Genomic DNA, 19,029 nt, shown 5'->3' on the forward strand with positions numbered 1-19,029 from the left:
GTCGTGAGACAGTTCGGTCCCTATCCGTCGTGGGCGTTGGAAGTTTGAGAGGAGCTGTCCTTAGTACGAGAGGACCGGGATGGACACACCGCTGGTGTACCAGTTGTTCCGCCAGGAGCATCGCTGGGTAGCTACGTGTGGAAGGGATAAGTGCTGAAAGCATCTAAGCATGAAGCCCCCCTCAAGATGAGACTTCCCATCTATTCGATAGAGTAAGATCCCTCAGAGACGATGAGGTAGATAGGTTCGAGGTGGAAGCATGGCGACATGTGCAGCTGACGAATACTAATCGATCGAGGACTTATCTATACTAAAATAAAGTGCGGTTTGTTTGAAGCTTGTTTTTCTTTTCTTATCTAGTTTTTAGTGTATATCCCTTTTATTATAATATAAGCCCGAGTCTGGTAACGATAGCGGAGAGGTCACACCTGTTCCCATGCCGAACACAGCAGTTAAGCTCTCCAGCGCCCATGGTAGTTGGGGCTCGCGCCCCTGCAAGAGTAGGACGTTGCCAGGTATATAAAAAAGCTTAGTAATCATTTAAATGTTTACTAAGCTTTTTTTGTATCTATTTATTGATTGTATTTACATTGCCATAAACCAAGGAACTAATCGAAGGTTAAAGCGCATAACTACTTTTCAGTTATTATTTCTTCTTTACTATAAATTTCATACGCAATATAGCCTAACAAATAGCCTGTTCCTGCTCCTAAACTTATTGTAAATAGTACAGGAAGTGAAGAAAACATACCTATGATTATGCCTAAAGCGCAACCAAAAATCATTCCTAATGGTATTAAACTACCTAACAAATTTTGAGCGCTATGAGGCTTTTTCTTGCCGAGAGTTCCTTGGATTTGTCTTTTTTTAGCATATTAATTACAAGTAATACAATTTCTCCCACAATTAACATAGGCAAAATAGCTATAACAAAACCCATTTATAAACCTTTTGATTTTGAAGACAAAGCCGAATATTCATTTTTTCACGGTTCTTCATGGTTTAACTGTTATAATGCAAGAACAGAACATTAAAAGACAATTGCTTTCTATACGAATATTTTTTTATAAGCTCATGGTTTCCCATGCTGCATGCATTCCTGCAACTCTCCCTGTTACCATTGCCGCAGTAATATTGTATCCTCCGGTGTAGCCATGTATATCTAAGACTTCACCACAGAAATATAAACCATGCATTAATTTAGATTGCATCGTATTTGGAATAACTTCTTTTATCGAAACACCGCCACCCGTTACAAAGGCTTTCTCTAAAGGCAAGCTGCCATTAACTTTAAAAGAAAACCCTTTTAAGTCATCAATAAAATGCTCTAATTTTTCCCGGGAGATATTGGCGTTTTTGATGTCAGTAGATATACTACTACGTTCTAATAAAAAATCTAAATATCTTTCAGGCACCATGCCTTTAGTTGTATTTTTAAAAGTTTTTTTAGGGTTTTCATTAATTGCGTTTAATAACTCCTGAATAAGTTGATTAACAGTTTTATCAGGTATTGCATCGATAGTAACATCAACACTTTTTTGACCTTTCATTAATAGCTTGACAATATACTGGGAACAACGCAATACAGCAGGACCTGAAATACCGAAATGTGTGAACAACATATCCATTTGATGGGTAACCACTTTTTTCCCTTTATTATCATATACGGTTAGACTAACATTTCTTAGTGCTGTACCTTGTAAAATTTTTTTCTTAATAAACGTTTCATTAGAAACAATCGGTACTTCGGTAGGATATAGCTCTGTTATCGTATGACCCGCTTTTTTAGCCCAGGGAAAAGCATCACCTGTTGAACCTGTATGGGGTACGGCTTTTCCTCCTGCCGCTATTATAATAGCTTTCGTAGAAATTTTTGTTCCATCTTTTAAAATAATATGATGAATAGTCTCTCCATAATCGATTGCTTGTACTACAGTATTCTTCTTTACCGTTACATTCCATTTATCTAACTCATTCAATAAGGCGTTGACAACATCGCTCGATTTATTACTCATCGGAAACATTCGACCATGATCTTCTTCTTTGAGGGCTACTCCAAGCCCTTCAAAATATTCGATAATATCGTAATTATCAAAAATAGAAAAAGCACTATATAAAAATCGACCATTTCCAGGAATATGTTTAATTACCTCATCTGCAGGCAATCGATTTGTGACATTGCACCTGCCTCCACCAGAAATAGCGAGTTTCTTTCCTAATTTATTTCCTTTATCAATCAATAAAGTTTGGGCGCCTTGTTCAGCTGCAGCAATTGCAGCCATTAACCCAGATGGACCACCACCAATTATTGTTACGTCTACCATAGTTATATTACTTCCTTCCGCTTTGTTCACATACTGTATTAAAATTTTATATCAAATGGGGGAGAATCACAAATATATAAGTGTAATTATCTGTCGAAATCAATAACATTAATTGGATTGCTATGTTAAAATAGTTTTGGTTAGATTATTTTAATGAATAAAGGTGAAAGTATGTCGAGTTCGAATTTTTTACGTGGAACACTCTTGCTTACGGGAGCAAGTTTTTTATCCAAATTTTTAGGGATGATCTATACCATTCCCTTTACAAATATGGTTGGCGAAACAGGTATGGCGCTTTATGGATATTCGTATATTCCATACACAATAATGTTGAGCATGTCTACAATAGGTGTCCCATTAGCTGTTTCAAAATTTGTTGCTAAATATAATTCTTTTAATGATTATTATTCGAGTATGAGAATGTTTAAAGTCAGTACCGTGTTAATGCTGATCACTGGTTTTATAGCTTTTATCATTATGTATTTTGGTGCCGGAGTATTTTCTGGCTGGATATTGTCCGAAGAAAACAAAAATATTACACTGAATGAGGTAAAAGATGTTATACAAATGGTAAGTTTTTCACTTATCATTATTCCTAGCATGGCCATTATGAGAGGTTTTTTTCAAGGAAACAAATCAATGGGGCCTACCGCTGTATCACAAGTGATTGAACAAATTTTTAGAATTGCATTCTTGCTTGTTGCCGTTTTTATAGTGGTAATCGTTTTACAGGGTGAACTAGCAACTGCAATAGGTTTTGCTGCTTTTTCAGCATTCATTGGTGCTATTGCATCATGGGGCGTATTAGCTTTTTATTGGAAAAAAAGAAAAAAATACTTAGATGCTGCAATTGAAGGTCAGAAAAAGAAGGAAAAAATTCCTGTTTCTACTCTATTAAAAGAGTTATCTCGATATGCGGGTCCGTTTGTATTAATTGGAGTTGCGATTCCCCTGTACCAGCTGATTGATTTATTTACCTTTAATCATGCGATGGCTGAAATTGGTAAGGCGGATGTAGCTGATATTGCTTTCTCTGTTTTCAATGTTCAAGGGCATAAGCTTGTGATTATTCCAGTGACAATCGCTACTGGATTGTCTCTTGCATTGATTCCTGAAATAACAGATGCTTATAACACGAAAGATACCCTAAAATTAAAAAAACTAATTAATCAGGCATTACAAATCATTATGTTTTTCGTGTTGCCAGCTATAGTTGGATTAATTCTCTTATCAGACTCTATTTATGGAAGTTTGTTTAGTTTAGATAATATTGATGTTGCAGGGAAAGTGTTTGCTTGGTATGCACCTGTTGCATTAACATTTGCGTTTTTTACTGTTACTTCATATATTTTACAAGGTGTAGAAAGACAAAACTTCACTTTAATAAGTTTATCAGCAGGTATATTAACTAAAATTTTATTGAATTCCTTATTTATTCAAGTATTTGCAGAAATCGGAGCAATACTTGTGACGCTTATTGCTACTAGCATCGCGGTGATCCTTAATGTATGGCAAATAAAAAAGGCGATCGATTTTCAATTTAAGAATTTTTATAAACTAACTCTTTTAATGTTAATTTTTACTGCAATTATGACGATTGCTGTATTAATTGTAAAAGGTATTTTAGGAGTCTTCTTAGAGGTTGATAAAAATCGTTTCGATGCGATTATTATGATGGTGGCAGGTGTTGGTGTTGGCGGATTCATTTACCTGTATTTAGGCTATGCATCAACTTTATTTGAGAGAATTACAGGTAGAAGAATAGCTGTTATAGACAAACTGCTCAGAAGATAGAGAAGGAGGTTTTCCGAATCCGACTAGATAAGTTTCTGGCCAATATGGGTTATGGTAGTCGAAAAGATGTGAAAGCATTGATTAAGAATAAAAGAATAACCGTCAATGATGAGATCATTAGAAAATCTGATATAAAAATTGATCGTTATCAAGATCAAATAAAATGTGATGATCATATCATTACATATCAAGAATTTATCTATATCATGTTACACAAACCATCTGGTTATTTATCTGCAACAGAGGATAACAAGCAGAAGACAGTGTTAGATTTAATTAAAAAGAAGGATAAGATATTAGATCCGTTTCCTGTTGGGCGATTAGATAAAGATACGGAAGGTCTATTATTGTTAACCAATGATGGGCAGTTAGCTCATGAATTATTATCACCTAAAAAGCACGTCGATAAAAAATATATAGCAACCGTAGCAGAAAAAGTCACAGAAAGCGATGTGAAACGTTTTTCAGAGGGTGTGGTATTAGATGATGGTTATCTAACAAAACCAGCCCAATTAAGCGTAATTGGGGAGTATAGGGTGCAAATTATCATTACTGAAGGGAAATACCATCAAATAAAAAGAATGTTTGAAGCAATTGGGAACAAAGTATTATATTTAAAAAGAATTTCGATGGGGAGTTTGACTTTAGATCGTGATTTAGATAAAGGAAAATACCGTGAACTAACAAAAGAAGAAATAACGCAATTACGAAGAAAATAAAATACCAGTATTTGTAACAAATACTGGTCAAGAATTTATACATTAAACGTTTCAGGAGATTTTTACTTTTTTGTTTGTGATTATCCAACTTCCCCGATTCGGACTGTTAACGAGTCCATTAAATGCTAGCAAATGCAGGTCTCGTTGTACGGTACGATCTGTAATACCAAACTCTTCAGCTATTTGACTCGTGGTCACTGGTCCATTATCTCTTATGAATATATAGACAGCTTTTACACGAGTGAGCATGCGGGTGGTTGATTGACTCAAAAAATCACTCCTTCAAAGTTTTCACTTAAAACCTTGTTAAAGTATATTCATGTTGTACTTACTATTTTACACTTTATTGAAGAGTTTTTCTAGCTTAAAACATATAATTTACAGATAATTTAAAAAATTGGAGGTCTTACAGTTATGTATATACTCAAACATCTGATGAGAAAAGTAGTTCAAATATCCAATTATGTACTTTTTATAGCAAGCTTTTTACTTGTTATTTTTTCATCAGTGTTCATTATGTTAATAGAAAAAGAAACTTTCCCGACTTTTTTTGATGGTTTCTGGTGGGTAATGACTACGGTGACCACGGTCGGATACGGAGATTTATATCCAGTAACAGTGGCAGGCAGATGGTTGGCATTATTCTTATATGTATTTGGTATAGGGTTAATCGGTATTGTCATTGGAAAAATTATCGATGGTTTAGCAGTCTATCGAAAAAAACGTGAAGAAGGTGATATTGTGTATAAAGGAAAAGGGCATTATATTATTATCGGGTGGTCTCAAAAAGCGAAGTTCGCGATCAAAGAAATGATTGCTACTAATACGGAAATTGAGATTGTTATTATTGATCAATTAGAGAAAGCACCGATTTTAGATCATAACATTTTTTACATAAAAGGTAATGCTAGTGAGAAGGGTCCATTAGAAAAAGCCAATATTCATGAAGCAAAGTCTGTTTTGATTTTTTCCGATGATGCTATATCTGAAGGTCAGTTAGCGGATGGAAAAACCCTACTGATTGCGTCAACTATTGAATCAATGGCTCCTGAAGTTCATACAATTGTTGAAGTAATGGAAGAAAGTCATATAAAAAATTTCAAATATATGAATATTGATGAATTTATTATCTCTAATGAAACGATTTCTTCCTTGTTTGTACGTTCGGCGTTTCGTAACGGTGTGTCTAATATTTTTGGTCAATTACTTCGTCGTTCACATGGAGATGATTTATACCATGTACCTTCAAAACAATCTTGGGCTACATATAGAGATGCTTTTAATGAACTGATTGAAAAAGGAGCAACACTTGTAGCAGATCGTGATCAATTGAATATTAATCGTATGCTCGATCAACCGATTCCGAATGAAGCAGAATTATATGTTATTTGTGATAAAGCTACGTATCATTCTATTTTAAAGGCAAATTAATTATGAAAGATTCAAATAATCATTACTTTATCGCAGTTAAATTAGACGATAAGACTAAAGAATGGATTCATGATATTCAAAAAACGTGTAGAGACACGTTTGATTTTAAACAATGGGTAGACCCTAATGATTTTCATATAACTATGCATTTTTTTGGTGCAATCGCTCAAAAGACATTAACGCAAATTGCCAGTGATTTAGAACAAATAACCGTGCGCAATAGTTTCTCATTAGAAATTGGACAACTGTCAACTTTTGGTCAATCATTAAAACCACGTGTTTTATGGATCGGTGTATCCAATACTCCGGAATTGACATCTTTGCATCATGAGGTTCAAACGGTTATTGGTCAATATGTGAATACAGATAAGAGAAGCTTTACACCACATATTACATTAGCAAAAAAATGGGCAAATACTCACACTATTAACAAAGAGAATATCAATTTTACTACAAAAACAAAAGAGATTAAGATAAATGAAATAGTAATTTATGAGATACACCCTGATAAAAAACAAAAATACCTGATATGGGATCAATTTAAATTGAAATGAGGTGGCAGTGTGGCTCAATTAATTAAACTTGATAATTATATCTCCCGTTATGAACGAGATATTTTTCATTATCCTAGTCAGTTTTCTCGGTTGAAAACAGAAAATTGGGAGAGGTTAAAATATTTGTGGGAAGATCAACTGCAATTAAAACTAGAAGTGGAAGATCAAGAAGAATTAAATGAAACAAATTTCTCAAAATGGCGTTCATTTTTTAAGAGTCGCTCAGAAGCTGAAACAGAGGAAGCAGAAGATGAATATGACCTAGATTATTTGCCAGAGACGGAAGAAGCGTTAAAGCAATATTTTTTAGATGCGTTATTCCCTTTTCAATTAAAATGGGCTTCGACTACCATTAATGAAATGTCATTTATTGATAAAGGATATTATCATGATTATTTATTAAAATATTTTTTACAGAGAATCCCTGATACACATTTATTGATGTATTTTCCTGTTTTTCAAATAAAGAATGGGCCACTAGAAGGGGATATCATACTCATAAGTCCTTTAGAAATTGAAATAATTACTTTAATTGATAAACCAAGTAATCAAACGATTATCCCTAATGATAGCCGGGTTTGGTATTTGGAAGAAAATAATATACAAAATAAGTTTTTAAGCCCTCTTATTAGCACTAAAAGAACGGAAAAGGTAATTCAAAGTATTTTAAATAAATATCAACTAGATTTTCCAGTAAAAAAAGTAATTTTATCGAGAACCAATACTATGAATTATCAACTTGAGCCTTATAATACTAAGTTTGTTGATCGCGACCATCACGAAGAATGGTTAAAACACAAGCAACAATTATATACACCTCTAAAGCATCAGCAATTGAAAATAACAGAAGCATTATTAAAGCATTGCGAATCCATTGCAGTACAGAGACCGGAATGGAAACATGAAGATACAACAGAATCATTCTGGAAGTGACAAAAAAAGCTATTATTTTTGTCGAAAAATAAATTTTTACTTGAAATTGTACCTAATTTTGCGTTAATCTATTATTACTATTCCCTTTTTATAGATAAAGAGGTTAAGAGATTTTTTAGAGGAATTGAGGGTGACAGCTGTGGAACATATTTTAGGAGAAGATTGGACGATTTTCCCTGCCGGTGGATCAACTGGTGCGGCTTATTATGCCCAATCGAATCACAAACAACTATTTTTAAAACGTAATTCATCTCCATTTTTAGCTGTATTATCTGCTCAAGGAATTGTACCGAAACTTGTATGGACGAAGCGTCTTGAAAATGGTGATGTAGTAACAGCTCAACAATGGCTTGATGGAAAAGCATTAAATATTGAAGAAATGCAGCACCCTAAAGTAGCTAAGCTATTAAGTAAGATACACCATTCCTCGGAATTATTAGATATGTTGTTACGTATTGAAAAAACAACAGTTGTACCAGATCAAACCTTAGTACGTGTAAAACAATTTGTACAAGGTAATATACAGGCACGTAATTCGATTTCTGTTTATAAGGCGATCAAATTCTTGGAAAGTCGCTTAATGGATATATATTTTGAGCAACAAGTTGTATGTCACTGTGATTTGAATCACCATAATTGGATGTTATCTACTAATGGTGAATTATATTTGATAGATTGGGATAATGCACGTGTTGGAGATCCGGCAATGGATATAGGAAGAATACTCCAATCTTATATACCGAAACAAGAATGGGATCAATGGTTAGAGCATTATGGAATGGCGAATAGCAAAAATTTTATGCAACGTATGCATTGGTATCTCATAGTGGATGAGATTATTGGATACATCTGGAGTGAAAATCGCAAAAAACGAAAAGAAGCTAATACTCATTTACATGAGTTAAATCAGCTTCTGGAACAAGTTAATGATTGGAATCTTTAATAATTTGTAACCACTGTTGAATATCAGGCTGGTGGCTGGTTATATGTTCATCTAAGTTATCAGAATTGGCACCTAAGTTTCCATATTGATCAATTCCATCCAAAATATCAACAAGTTTACTGTTCATATTAGGCTGTTGTTGAATCGATTTGATTAATCTGGAAATTTGTTGACATTCAGAAGAGCTTCCACAACATTCTTCAGCATGTAAGCTTAAAAGATCATGTAATAAATCTAATTGGTTGTTTACGTTTAACACCATGACTAATATCCCACCTTTTAGGATTAGCATAAACGAAATAAAAGAAATTATACATTTCTTAAGAGAGAAGGCTTTTGCCAACTATTTGGCAAAAGCCACTTTCATGTACGATAGCAAAAAAACAAGAAAGCACCTGCTAAAAGGTGAAGTGAATGTTTATTTTATTTATAAAGATATAATACAAAGGTAATCATACTAAAAACAGAGCGTAAAGGAGAACCGAAAATGAGAGCAAGACACAAACCTTGGGCAGATGATTATTTAAAAGATAATCCAGACATAGTGGAATTAAATCCCTCAGAGTATAAAGGAAATTGGCAACACTTAAAAAGTGGTGATAAGCCTATTCACTTAGAAATTGGTTCAGGTAAAGGTCAATTTATTGAAGGTATGGCAAACCAACATCCAGATATTCATTTTGTAGGGATGGAAGTTGTAAAAAGTATTATTGTATCAGCGGTTGAGAAAGTTAGTGAGGCTGGATATTCCAATATTACTCTAATTAATGAAAATGCTCAAGACTTGTCAGAGCTATTTGAAGATAATGAAGTCGATCAGATCTATTTAAATTTTTCTGACCCTTGGCCAAAGAATAGACATGAGAAGAGAAGATTAACATATAAAACTTTCTTAGAGCAATACTATAGAATTTTAAAATCTAATGGAGAGTTGGTAATGAAAACAGATAATAAAGGTTTGTTTGAATATTCTTTGGAAAGCTTTTCGCAATATGGTTGCATTTTAGAGGAAGTATCCTTAGATCTGCATCAATTGCAGGATCCATTAAATGTTATGACAGAATACGAAGAAAAATTTTCTGCCAAAGGACAACCCATCTATCGCTGTCGCGTTCGCTTTCCTGCATAACAGAATTCAAGCGAAAAAGCAGGGGAATCTACACAATAAACGGTGTGGTTATTGTGAAATCGATATTTTGCAGAGATTGCTTCGCTTTTACATATGATAGCGCTAGGCGTCCACTTCGATTTCAGAGAATTAGTATGGTCTTGAAGATCTACTTTGAAAATCGTTTTCCTTTTCAAAGATAGCTGAGAAGCATTTCTCTCGGAAAACGAAGTGGGCAAGCCGTAGCAGTTGTATCGCAATCTCTCTTTCAAAATTACAATTTCAGATATTACATAATATGTGCCCCAAACTTCATATGTAATCACTACTTATGCTGGGGAAACATTTCAAGCAGGGTGCCGGTATGGGCATCTATATAGAACTCATATGGAATGTATTCGCCGTTGGTATGTTTTGTGATACCACCATGATATACATCGTATTGCAGGTCATTTTTTTCAAACGGTTCCGGCTTCATATAAATCCATGAACCACTAACTTCGTATTTCCTTTGAAACCTTTCTTTAACTGACTTTAAGACCTTTTCCGGCTTAAGATGTTGTTTTTCTTCTTGTTGTTGCCTGAGTATGTAACCTATAATGAAGGCGATACAGGCAATAATAATCGTATTATTCTTTTTCATCATTTCACTCCATCCATAAAAATAAGTTGTCTGACGAAACATATACTTACATCTTAAAGATAATAATAGAAAAAAAGCAAGTAAAAAGATGTGTTAAAATATAGGAAGAATTCAATCAACAGGAATTTCAAACTTTTGCTATTTGATAGCGATACCTGTCACAATGACGATAACAATAATAGTTACACTTATAAAAAGGCATAAAGTGAAAGGATGAGATAACAATGAATCAAGAAACATTGGAATTGTTTAGAACATTAACTGAATTACCTGGAGCACCAGGTAACGAACATAAGGTACGATCTTTTATGAAACAAGAATTAGATAAATATGCAGATGAAGTCATTCAAGATCGTTTGGGAGGTGTATTTGGAATTAAAAAAGGGAAAGGCCCTAAAGTTTTGGTAGCCGGACATATGGACGAAGTAGCGTTTATGGTTACACAAATTACTGATAATGGGATGATCCGCTTCCAACCATTAGGTGGATGGTGGTCACAAGTTCTATTATCCCAACGAGTTGAAATACATACAAATGACAAAAAGATTATAGGGGTGGTTGGGTCAATTCCTCCACATAATTTGACGCAAGCAGAAAGAGCGAAACCAATGGAACAAAAAAATATGTTAATTGACATTGGGGCAGATGATAAAGAAGATGTTGAAAAAATGGGTGTAAAACCAGGCCAGTCCATACTACCTGTTTCTTCTTTTACTCCAATGGAAAATGAAAAAAAAATATTAGCAAAGGCTTGGGATAATCGTTATGGCTGTGGATTAGCAATTGAGTTATTGAAAGAACTACAAGACGAAACCTTGCCTAATCAACTATATTCAGGTGCTACCGTACAAGAAGAAGTGGGATTAAGAGGAGCCAAAGTAGCAGCAAATATGATTCAACCTGATCTTTTTTATGCACTTGATGCTTCACCAGCCAATGATATGTCAGGAGATAAAAAAGAGTTCGGTCAACTTGGTAAAGGAGCACTTCTTCGTATATTTGATCGTTCTATGATAACACATCACGGTATTCGTGATTTTGTGTTAGATACAGCTGAAACCAATGATATTCCTTATCAATATTTTGTATCTCAAGGAGGAACAGATGCTGGGAGCGTTCATTTGTCTAATCACGGAGTGCCTTCAGCAGTAATCGGGATATGTTCACGTTATATCCATACACATGCTTCTATCATTCATATTGATGATTATCAGGCAGCCAAAGAATTACTGATTAAATTAGTTAAAACAACCGATCAAAATACAGTAGACATGATTCGTTCTAAAGGATGACAGAAAAAATGATTATAATGGTGGGTTCTTTCAATAAAGCAAAAGTAAATGCAGTGAAAAATGTCTTTTTAGATGCAACGATTACTAGTGTAGAGGTAGAGTCGGGTGTCAGTACTCAACCGAGAACAGATAAAGAAACAAGAGAAGGTGCGATTAATCGTGCAATGGCAAGTAAAGATGTAAAAGAAGATAGTTATGGTATCGGGCTTGAAGGTGGGGTTATGCAAATAGGCGATCAATTATTTCTATGTAATTGGGGGGCACTTGTAACACCAAGCAATGCATGTTTTACAGCTAGTGGAGCAAGGATTCCATTACCTAATGAGTTTGCAAAACCACTATTAAATGGGGAAGAATTAGGAGATGTTATGCAAGAATGGACAACTATCAAAGATATTCGCCATCATCAAGGGGCAATAGGTATATTTACCAATGCAACAATTTCACGAGAAGAGATGTTTACACATGTTGTTCTACTCCTAAAAGGGCAAATGGAACAGCAGACGCATTCAGGGAAATAGGTAAGGAATGATGGTTTAACTGATTTATCTTGAATTGGAATGAATTTTCTCTTGTGAAATATATAAAAAATAGTATGATAGTAAAAGGGGGAAAAAAGAACTAAAATATCAGGAGGATTTTTATGAAGTTTGAAAAAACTGGTTTAGTAGTTATTTCCTTTTTGTTTGTTTTTTTAATTGGAATTAGCATTTGGTCGATCCAGCCGAAAGAGGAAGTCTTAGCTAATGCTATAGAAGTGGCAGAACAACAATTTGCGCTCGAATCTAAAGTGCAAAACAAACAAGTAGAAAATTTCTCGCTATATTTACCCGAAGGTTATAAAGTTGAAGAACAAAATAATAGTAATTTATTACTAAATAAGGAAGAAAAAAGATTTATTCTATTTTATAATGAGTTAGAGACACAAACAAGTAGATTAAATTATGAAGCTGCTAAGGAAAGTAACAATCATAAATGGTTAGAAGCTTTTGAAGAAAAAGAACGCTTTGGCTATATAAACATTAAGGAACGGGAAGAAGGATTTGAAGTAGAGCTAGGTGTTGGAGGCGTCAAGGTCACTACACGTAGTTCCAAGGAAGATTTAGTAGGTGATGTAGCGGATATGATGGATATCGCTAATTCAATAGCCTATGAAGAGACAGGAGCATAAAGATGAAAACATTACAAACAGAACTTGAATTTGACCAGTTAAAAACAGAAGAAAAGGTAATCTTTTTATTTTCAGCAGACTGGTGTCCGGATTGTCGTGCTATTGAACCAATTTTGCCTGAAATAGAGGAGCAATATCAAGCTTACACATTTGTTTATGTAGATAGAGATAAATTCATTGATATTTGTGTTCAAAATGATATTTTTGGTATTCCTAGCTTTTTGGCATATGACCGTGGTAATGAACTAGGGCGTTTTGTAAGTAAAGATAGAAAAACAAAAGAAGAAATAGAAAACTTTATTAACGGCTTGTCCCAGTAGTACAAAAATGACTGTGGTAGTTGTATCTTTTCACTAGTAAAATCTAAACGATTAATCGAATTAGTTTTCGATAACGTTTGGATTTTTTTGTAGGGATAAAATAAAGGCTACTTTCATTTTTAAGCGAGATTGGCATTATTCACAAGTATCGTAATATTTAGGGGCGCGTTAAATAACCCATATTGCGCAAAGTTTTTCATTTTCATTAAAAAGTGATACAATACCATAAGTGTTTTCTTCCAAAAAGGAGGACGAAGAAGATGAAAATGACATCGATCAAAATGAAAAGAAAACTGGATGAATTATTCACCCGTGATGATTGGAGAGTATCCTTTAATCGAGATAAAGATATATATCGAGTGGAATGGAAAGATACCAAACAAGGTGTAAAAATAAATATTCCTAATGTTATAGCAAAATATGAAAGAAGAGGCGATATTGCGCTAGAAGAGCTACAATTTCATGTTAGTGAATCATTAAAAATGATGAATGAAGAGCACCAATTAGAAGGTAAAGAAAAACATATTTATCCCGTCATACGTGCTACTTCTTTTCCAAAAAAAACAAAATCTGGTACAGCATTAGTGTATACGGAGCATACAGCTGAAACCAATATATATTATGCTTTAGATTTAGGTACAACATATCAATTGATTGATGAGAACATGTTAAATGAACAAGGTTGGAGCTATGAAAGATTAAAAGAAATATCGTTATTTAATATAAGATCTTTAGATGTAAATCCCAAAAAGGATATCGTAGCAGAGAATGATTTCTACTTCATCGCGACACAAGATGGATATGATGCAAGTAGAATTCTTAATGAAGCTTTTCTGGAGGAAATGAAAGCAAATGCAGTAGGTGAAATACTTGTAGCTGTTCCCCATCAAGATGTACTCATTGTAGCAGATGTGAAAAATAAAATGGGATATGATATTCTTGCCCAAATGACAATGAAATTCTTTGCAGAAGGTCGTGTTCCAATAACATCCTTACCTTTCGCTTATGATGAAAAGCATTTAGAACCAGTATTCATTTTAGCCAAAAATAAACCAGAAAAATAAGAGAGGATATGAAAAATGTTTGTATATTATAATCAAAAAGGTGTAGGTGATGTACTTCTTTTGCCTTTGAAAAACAGTGAATCAGTAACATATAAACGAAATCAAGATATTGCAACGATAATCGATGAAGAAACAAATGAAATAATCGGTTATAATATATTTAATGCTTCCAACTATTTTAACGAATTATCGACAGGTAAGACAAAATTAACAGAAGACTTATTAATTGAATTAAAAAAAGCATTTGAGCTAAATAATCTAACAGACAAACTGGATATTGATTTATCACCCAAATTTGTCGTCGGATATGTAAGTGATATCCAACCACATGAAAATGCGGATAAATTACGTGTATGTCATGTAGATGTAGGTACTACAGACCAGTTACAAATTGTATGTGGTGCTCCAAATGTGGATAAAGGGCAAAAAGTAGTAGTTGCTAGAGTCGGTGCTATCATGCCTAGTGGATTGGAAATAAAACCAACCAAGCTTAGAGGTGTTGACTCTCATGGTATGATTTGTTCGCAAAAAGAACTAGGTTTTACCTAATGCCCCAAAAGAAAAAGGAATTTATGTATTACCAGCTGAAGAAAAAATTGGCAGTGAATTTCAATTTTAAACCCTTTGTCCTTGGACAAGGGTTTTTTACTCGAAAACAAAGATAACATTTAATGTCGTAGTGTAAGATCCAAGCGGCAAAAATTAGTCAATTTAACGAATCACTCTACGACTATGAACATATGATTCGTTTGATGAAAACGGAACCTTCGTAGCTCTTGATGATGCTTTTATGATTAATCATGAAATTAGCTATTACATTCAATCGTTTCATGATAAAATAGGAAATAAGTTCTCGATTGAAAAATCGTACATAAATTAGGAAGAGAGCGTGACGTACGATGTGGAAAAATCTAAAAAAACGATGGGAACATTTATTTGATGACAATGAACAAGAAAATCCAAAGAATCCAACAACGAATACAATGTATAAGTCAATAGAAACAAAAATGGCTTATCAGTATCCTAAAAATAATTTAAACAAGAGGTTAACGAGAAAGCCAATACATAATAAAGAACGAAAGAAACCTGAAGATACTGTAGATTCTAATCTGGAACAAATTCACCATCAGCAACCATTTAAAGCCCAGGAGGTACCATCACCTGTTTATGGCTTTCGCAGTAATCAAAAGAAACAACAAGAGCCATCAAATGAAGAGATTGATCCATCTGCAGAGGAAGTTACTGACAATACACATTTAACTGAAAGTATAGATCGTAACTGCAATTCTATGGAGACCGCAAATGAAGAAACATTAAACTATGATTTAAAAAATCAACAAAAACCGACAAATAACCGTGTAGAAGTTTCTAATAGTATAGAAAGTAGAAAAGAGAGGAAAAAAGCAATAAATCGAAATACCTCTAAACCATTAAATGTAATAATGACACCTCGTGATAAATGGCGACAACAGAGGAAACGCCAGGAAGTAGCCATAAACGGTAACCAAAACGAGGATAAAGAGGAATCAACATTCGATACTGTGCAAAAAAATGAACAAAAAATCAATCAACGACATGAAAGCACCAGTTTCAACCATGCAGAAGTAAAAAAAACGGTTCCCATTCATTTGTTAAATGATGCTTTGCCATCGGTAAATAATCATAGAGAATGGGTTGATCAACAGGCAGAGACATTACAAACCACCCTACGCTATTTTAATATTAAGGCAAGTGTAGTGGATGCGACCCAAGGCCCTTCTGTAACTAGATTTGAAATTCAACCGGAACCAGGAGTTAAAGTAAGTAAAATTAAGAATTTAAGCGATGATATAAAGCTTAATTTAGCAGCAAAAGACATCCGAATGGAAGCTCCTATTCCTGGTAAAAGCACGATAGGTATAGAGGTTCCGAATTTACATTCAGAACCAGTATTTTTGCAAAAACTGTTAGAAAGTGATGTGTTCTCAGGAAACACTTCACCATTGACGGTTGCGTTAGGTGCTGACATTGAAGGTGAATCCGTCGTAACTGATTTAAAACAAATGCCACACGGTTTGATCGCAGGAGCGACTGGTTCAGGAAAAAGTGTTTGTATTAACACGATATTAATAAGTTTATTATATAAGGCAAATCATGAAGAAGTGAAATTCTTATTAATTGACCCAAAAATGGTGGAATTAACACCTTATAATGATCTTCCACATCTTGTTGCACCGGTAATCACGGATGTGAAAGCTGCCACTTCTTCACTAAAATGGGCGGTACAGGAAATGGAAGACAGGTACTCCAAGTTTGTAAAAGAAGGAGCACGGGATATAGGTCGTTATAATGAAAAAATGAAACAACAACACCGTTATGACGATCATATGCCCTATATTGTAATTGTGATTGATGAACTGGCTGACTTGATGATGACGTCCCCACAAGATGTGGAAGACGCTATCTGTCGAATTGCTCAAAAAGCGAGAGCCTGTGGTATTCATTTGCTAATTGCTACACAAAGACCATCAGTTGATGTCATAACAGGTTTAATCAAGGCAAATATTCCAACTAGAATTGCCTTTAGTGTCTCTTCACAGGTAGATTCGAGAACGATATTAGATACCAACGGAGCAGAAAAGTTACTAGGAAAAGGTGATATGCTGTTCGTAGAAAATGGCTCGAGTGAAACCAAAAGGATTCAAGGTGCCTTCGTTTCAGATGATGAAATCGAACGAATTACCAATTATGTAAAACAAATTGCAGAGCCAAATTATTTATTTGAGCAAGAACAATTGATACAGCAAATATCATCAAACGAAGTAGCTGATGAGCTTTACCAAGAAGCGGTTGAATTCGTATTGGAATACAACGGTGCGAGTGCATCTTTACTACAAAGGCGATTTAAAGTAGGATATAATCGAGCAGCTAGACTGATCGATATGATGGAAGATAACGGTATAATATCTGGACAAAATGGCAGTAAACAGCGAGAAATATTAGTTAGTAGAAACGAAGTAATGAATGAAACAAACTATTAAAAATATAATGATTGATTTAAAGAAAGCTATATCTCAGATTGAAGAGGTTAACAAACTTCTCAAGAACACTCATCCTTGTTTTCGTATATAATAGGATAAATGATGTACGTAAAGTTAAAAATATAATTAACACTTGACACAAAGTTATATTTATTGGATGATTGATTCTTGTGCGTTCTATGAATCATAAGGAAAACAATCGTGATTAGTTATATGTATGCTTATCACATGATTTTGGAGGTTCTTTTTTATGGAAACTTACCATTTTATTGGTATTAAAGGTACAGGAATGAGTGCATTAGCACAAATTTTAGCTGACTCTGGAAAACAAGTTCAAGGTTCTGACATCGAAAAACATATATTTACTCAAGAAGCATTAAAAGATAAAGATATTCTGATATTACCTTTTTCTGAAAATAATATAAAAGATGGACTGATCATCATAGCTGGAAATGCCTTTAAGGACGATCATGAGGAAATTAAAAAAGCAAAAGAACTCGGTCTTCCATTTTATCGTTATCACGAATTTCTAGGTGAATGGATCAAACAATTTACAAGTATAGCTGTTACTGGAGCACATGGTAAAACATCTACTACCGGTTTACTTTCACATGTTCTTGATAAATCATGTTCGATATCCTACTTAATTGGTGACGGAACGGGAAAAGGTGCAGAAGAAAGTCAGTATTTTGTATTTGAGGCTTGTGAATATCGCAGGCATTTTTTAGCTTATCATCCAGATTATGCGATTATGACTAATATTGATTTTGATCATCCAGATTATTTTAAAGACATTGATGATGTGTTTGATTCGTTTCAACAAATGGCTGATAATGTAAAGAAAGGTATTGTTGCATGTGGGGATGATGAACATCTGCAAGCAATTCAAGCAAAAGTACCTGTGCTTTATTATGGTTTGAAAGATGGTAATGATTTCCACGCCAAAAATATAATAGTGGACGAATTTGGTACTACTTTTGATGTTTTTGTACGTAATAATTATTATGATACCTTTCAAATAAACTCATTTGGCGATCATAATATTTTAAATGCCCTGGCAGTAATAACAATTTGTCATTATGAAGATTTTTCAGCTTCGCAAATGAAAGAAATTGTATCGTTCCAAGGAGTAAAAAGAAGATTTACCGAAAAACAAATAAATAATCAAGTTCTAATCGATGATTATGCTCACCACCCAAAGGAAGTGGATGCAACTATTGAAGCTGCAAGAAAAAAATATCCTGATAAAGAAATAGTAGCTATTTTTCAACCACATACGTATTCACGTACTAAAACATTTATGAATGAGTTTGGTGATGCCTTAGCGCAAGCGGATGTCATTTATTTATGTGATATATTTGGATCTGCAAGAGAATCAAACTCTAACTTATCGATTAATGATTTGAAGGATTTAATTCAAAACAGTGAATTAATTGGCTTGGATAATATTGATATATTAGCTAATCATTTTGGGAGTGTGCTCATTTTTATGGGCGCTGGAGATATTCAGAAATATCAAGAAGCATATGAAAAAACTTGTATAAAATAAGCAGGATTCATAGAAGTTTTGTAGAAATTAATAATAACAAGTAAAAAAGAAGGACCAGCATCCTTCTTTTTTTGTATAAAGATGTTACAACTTCAACTTCATATAAGCAGTATTATGCGCCATAACCTAATGGGAATTTTGACATGATGTATGTGTGGAGTATC

The 19,029-nt window shown here is 34.0% G+C and carries 19 protein-coding genes and 2 rRNA genes; 17 read left to right on the forward strand and 4 right to left on the reverse strand.

What is annotated here, in order from left to right; all coding sequences use genetic code 11:
* A 23S ribosomal RNA gene (locus tag BUC25_RS07845) occupies nt 1-309 on the forward strand; the annotation flags it as partial.
* 91 nt (nt 310-400) lie between these two features.
* Nucleotides 401-517: ribosomal RNA gene (gene rrf, locus BUC25_RS07850) — 5S ribosomal RNA — on the forward strand.
* Nucleotides 518-1,064: 547 nt separating this feature from the next.
* Here rrf and BUC25_RS07860 read toward each other — a convergent pair.
* Nucleotides 1,065-2,324 (reverse strand): BaiN/RdsA family NAD(P)/FAD-dependent oxidoreductase, encoded by a 1,260-nt coding sequence (locus BUC25_RS07860; protein ID WP_073201333.1) that lies wholly within the window; start codon nt 2,322-2,324, stop codon nt 1,065-1,067.
* Between the two features lie 153 nt (nt 2,325-2,477).
* Here BUC25_RS07860 and BUC25_RS07865 point away from each other — a divergent pair, with 153 nt between their 5' ends.
* Nucleotides 2,478-4,118 (forward strand): putative polysaccharide biosynthesis protein, encoded by a 1,641-nt coding sequence (locus BUC25_RS07865; RefSeq protein ID WP_244535161.1) that lies wholly within the window; start codon nt 2,478-2,480, stop codon nt 4,116-4,118.
* Between the two features lie 17 nt (nt 4,119-4,135).
* Nucleotides 4,136-4,837 carry a pseudouridine synthase gene (locus tag BUC25_RS07870; protein WP_073201335.1) on the forward strand — a complete coding sequence of 234 codons (702 nt, stop codon included), beginning with the start codon at nt 4,136-4,138 and terminating at the stop codon, nt 4,835-4,837.
* Nucleotides 4,838-4,888: 51 nt separating this feature from the next.
* Here the strand turns inward: BUC25_RS07870 and BUC25_RS07875 are convergent, their stop codons facing one another.
* Nucleotides 4,889-5,107: an HTH domain-containing protein gene (locus BUC25_RS07875; protein ID WP_073201336.1), complete on the reverse strand. Its 219-nt coding sequence runs from the start codon at nt 5,105-5,107 to the stop codon at nt 4,889-4,891.
* Nucleotides 5,108-5,251: 144 nt separating this feature from the next.
* On the opposite strand from BUC25_RS07875, the gene BUC25_RS07880 reads away from it, so the two are divergent.
* The 4 genes from BUC25_RS07880 (at nt 5,252) to BUC25_RS07895 (ending at nt 8,698) form a co-directional block, all read left to right on the forward strand.
* Nucleotides 5,252-6,268: a potassium channel family protein gene (locus BUC25_RS07880; RefSeq protein ID WP_073201337.1), complete on the forward strand. Its 1,017-nt coding sequence runs from the start codon at nt 5,252-5,254 to the stop codon at nt 6,266-6,268.
* A gap of 2 nt (nt 6,269-6,270) precedes the next feature.
* Complete coding sequence (thpR, locus tag BUC25_RS07885; protein WP_073201338.1) at nt 6,271-6,822, forward strand: RNA 2',3'-cyclic phosphodiesterase; 552 nt, start codon at nt 6,271-6,273, stop codon at nt 6,820-6,822.
* A 9-nt stretch (nt 6,823-6,831) separates the two neighbouring features.
* Entirely contained in the window at nt 6,832-7,755 is a 924-nt protein-coding gene (locus BUC25_RS07890) for an NERD domain-containing protein (RefSeq protein WP_073201339.1), read from the forward strand.
* Nucleotides 7,756-7,894: 139 nt separating this feature from the next.
* Nucleotides 7,895-8,698, forward strand: coding sequence for a phosphotransferase (locus tag BUC25_RS07895; RefSeq protein ID WP_073201755.1), 804 nt, complete (start codon nt 7,895-7,897; stop codon nt 8,696-8,698).
* On the opposite strand, the gene BUC25_RS07900 is transcribed toward BUC25_RS07895, so the two are convergent.
* Complete coding sequence (locus tag BUC25_RS07900; protein WP_073201340.1) at nt 8,679-8,960, reverse strand: YtzH-like family protein; 282 nt, start codon at nt 8,958-8,960, stop codon at nt 8,679-8,681. The genes BUC25_RS07895 and BUC25_RS07900 overlap by 20 nt on opposite strands.
* A gap of 225 nt (nt 8,961-9,185) precedes the next feature.
* Here BUC25_RS07900 and trmB point away from each other — a divergent pair, with 225 nt between their 5' ends.
* Nucleotides 9,186-9,827: a tRNA (guanosine(46)-N7)-methyltransferase TrmB gene (gene trmB, locus BUC25_RS07910; protein ID WP_073201342.1), complete on the forward strand. Its 642-nt coding sequence runs from the start codon at nt 9,186-9,188 to the stop codon at nt 9,825-9,827.
* 304 nt (nt 9,828-10,131) lie between these two features.
* Here the strand turns inward: trmB and BUC25_RS07915 are convergent, their stop codons facing one another.
* Nucleotides 10,132-10,449 carry a PepSY domain-containing protein gene (locus tag BUC25_RS07915; RefSeq protein WP_073201343.1) on the reverse strand — a complete coding sequence of 106 codons (318 nt, stop codon included), beginning with the start codon at nt 10,447-10,449 and terminating at the stop codon, nt 10,132-10,134.
* Nucleotides 10,450-10,673: 224 nt separating this feature from the next.
* Between BUC25_RS07915 and BUC25_RS07920 the strand changes: the two genes are divergently transcribed.
* From BUC25_RS07920 to murC, 8 genes are all read left to right on the forward strand, one after another.
* Nucleotides 10,674-11,741 carry a M42 family metallopeptidase gene (locus BUC25_RS07920; RefSeq protein ID WP_073201344.1) on the forward strand — a complete coding sequence of 356 codons (1,068 nt, stop codon included), beginning with the start codon at nt 10,674-10,676 and terminating at the stop codon, nt 11,739-11,741.
* An 8-nt stretch (nt 11,742-11,749) separates the two neighbouring features.
* Entirely contained in the window at nt 11,750-12,262 is a 513-nt protein-coding gene (locus tag BUC25_RS07925; RefSeq protein WP_073201345.1) for a DUF84 family protein, read from the forward strand.
* A 122-nt stretch (nt 12,263-12,384) separates the two neighbouring features.
* Nucleotides 12,385-12,912, forward strand: coding sequence for a hypothetical protein (locus BUC25_RS07930; RefSeq protein WP_073201346.1), 528 nt, complete (start codon nt 12,385-12,387; stop codon nt 12,910-12,912).
* 2 nt (nt 12,913-12,914) lie between these two features.
* The gene (locus tag BUC25_RS07935) at nt 12,915-13,232 is read left to right on the forward strand and encodes a thioredoxin family protein (RefSeq protein ID WP_073201347.1); all 318 of its coding nucleotides are present in this window, start codon (nt 12,915-12,917) and stop codon (nt 13,230-13,232) included.
* Between the two features lie 260 nt (nt 13,233-13,492).
* Nucleotides 13,493-14,296, forward strand: coding sequence for a DUF1444 domain-containing protein (locus BUC25_RS07940; protein WP_073201348.1), 804 nt, complete (start codon nt 13,493-13,495; stop codon nt 14,294-14,296).
* 15 nt (nt 14,297-14,311) lie between these two features.
* Nucleotides 14,312-14,845, forward strand: coding sequence for a YtpR family tRNA-binding protein (ytpR, locus tag BUC25_RS07945; protein ID WP_342039392.1), 534 nt, complete (start codon nt 14,312-14,314; stop codon nt 14,843-14,845).
* Between the two features lie 350 nt (nt 14,846-15,195).
* Nucleotides 15,196-17,316, forward strand: coding sequence for a DNA translocase FtsK (locus BUC25_RS07950; protein ID WP_073201349.1), 2,121 nt, complete (start codon nt 15,196-15,198; stop codon nt 17,314-17,316).
* A 250-nt stretch (nt 17,317-17,566) separates the two neighbouring features.
* The gene (gene murC, locus BUC25_RS07955; protein ID WP_073201350.1) at nt 17,567-18,865 is read left to right on the forward strand and encodes a UDP-N-acetylmuramate--L-alanine ligase; all 1,299 of its coding nucleotides are present in this window, start codon (nt 17,567-17,569) and stop codon (nt 18,863-18,865) included.
* The last annotated feature ends 164 nt before the right edge of the window (nt 18,866-19,029 follow it).

Source organism: Gracilibacillus kekensis (genome assembly GCF_900143085.1).
In the GTDB taxonomy this organism is placed as follows: domain Bacteria; phylum Bacillota; class Bacilli; order Bacillales; family Amphibacillaceae; genus Gracilibacillus; species Gracilibacillus kekensis.

What these genes read in the sequence shown, in the direction of transcription:
- BUC25_RS07860 (WP_073201333.1), bottom strand. Translation starts at nt 2,324, where the DNA reads ATGGTAGACGTAACAATAATTGGTGGTGGTCCATCTGGGTTAATGGCT.
- BUC25_RS07865 (WP_244535161.1), top strand. Translation starts at nt 2,478, where the DNA reads ATGAATAAAGGTGAAAGTATGTCGAGTTCGAATTTTTTACGTGGAACA.
- BUC25_RS07880 (WP_073201337.1), top strand. Translation starts at nt 5,252, where the DNA reads ATGTATATACTCAAACATCTGATGAGAAAAGTAGTTCAAATATCCAAT.
- thpR (WP_073201338.1), top strand. Translation starts at nt 6,271, where the DNA reads ATGAAAGATTCAAATAATCATTACTTTATCGCAGTTAAATTAGACGAT.
- BUC25_RS07900 (WP_073201340.1), bottom strand. Translation starts at nt 8,960, where the DNA reads ATGGTGTTAAACGTAAACAACCAATTAGATTTATTACATGATCTTTTA.
- trmB (WP_073201342.1), top strand. Translation starts at nt 9,186, where the DNA reads ATGAGAGCAAGACACAAACCTTGGGCAGATGATTATTTAAAAGATAAT.
- BUC25_RS07915 (WP_073201343.1), bottom strand. Translation starts at nt 10,449, where the DNA reads ATGAAAAAGAATAATACGATTATTATTGCCTGTATCGCCTTCATTATA.
- BUC25_RS07920 (WP_073201344.1), top strand. Translation starts at nt 10,674, where the DNA reads ATGAATCAAGAAACATTGGAATTGTTTAGAACATTAACTGAATTACCT.
- BUC25_RS07925 (WP_073201345.1), top strand. Translation starts at nt 11,750, where the DNA reads ATGATTATAATGGTGGGTTCTTTCAATAAAGCAAAAGTAAATGCAGTG.
- BUC25_RS07930 (WP_073201346.1), top strand. Translation starts at nt 12,385, where the DNA reads ATGAAGTTTGAAAAAACTGGTTTAGTAGTTATTTCCTTTTTGTTTGTT.
- BUC25_RS07935 (WP_073201347.1), top strand. Translation starts at nt 12,915, where the DNA reads ATGAAAACATTACAAACAGAACTTGAATTTGACCAGTTAAAAACAGAA.
- BUC25_RS07940 (WP_073201348.1), top strand. Translation starts at nt 13,493, where the DNA reads ATGAAAATGACATCGATCAAAATGAAAAGAAAACTGGATGAATTATTC.
- ytpR (WP_342039392.1), top strand. Translation starts at nt 14,312, where the DNA reads ATGTTTGTATATTATAATCAAAAAGGTGTAGGTGATGTACTTCTTTTG.
- BUC25_RS07950 (WP_073201349.1), top strand. Translation starts at nt 15,196, where the DNA reads ATGTGGAAAAATCTAAAAAAACGATGGGAACATTTATTTGATGACAAT.
- murC (WP_073201350.1), top strand. Translation starts at nt 17,567, where the DNA reads ATGGAAACTTACCATTTTATTGGTATTAAAGGTACAGGAATGAGTGCA.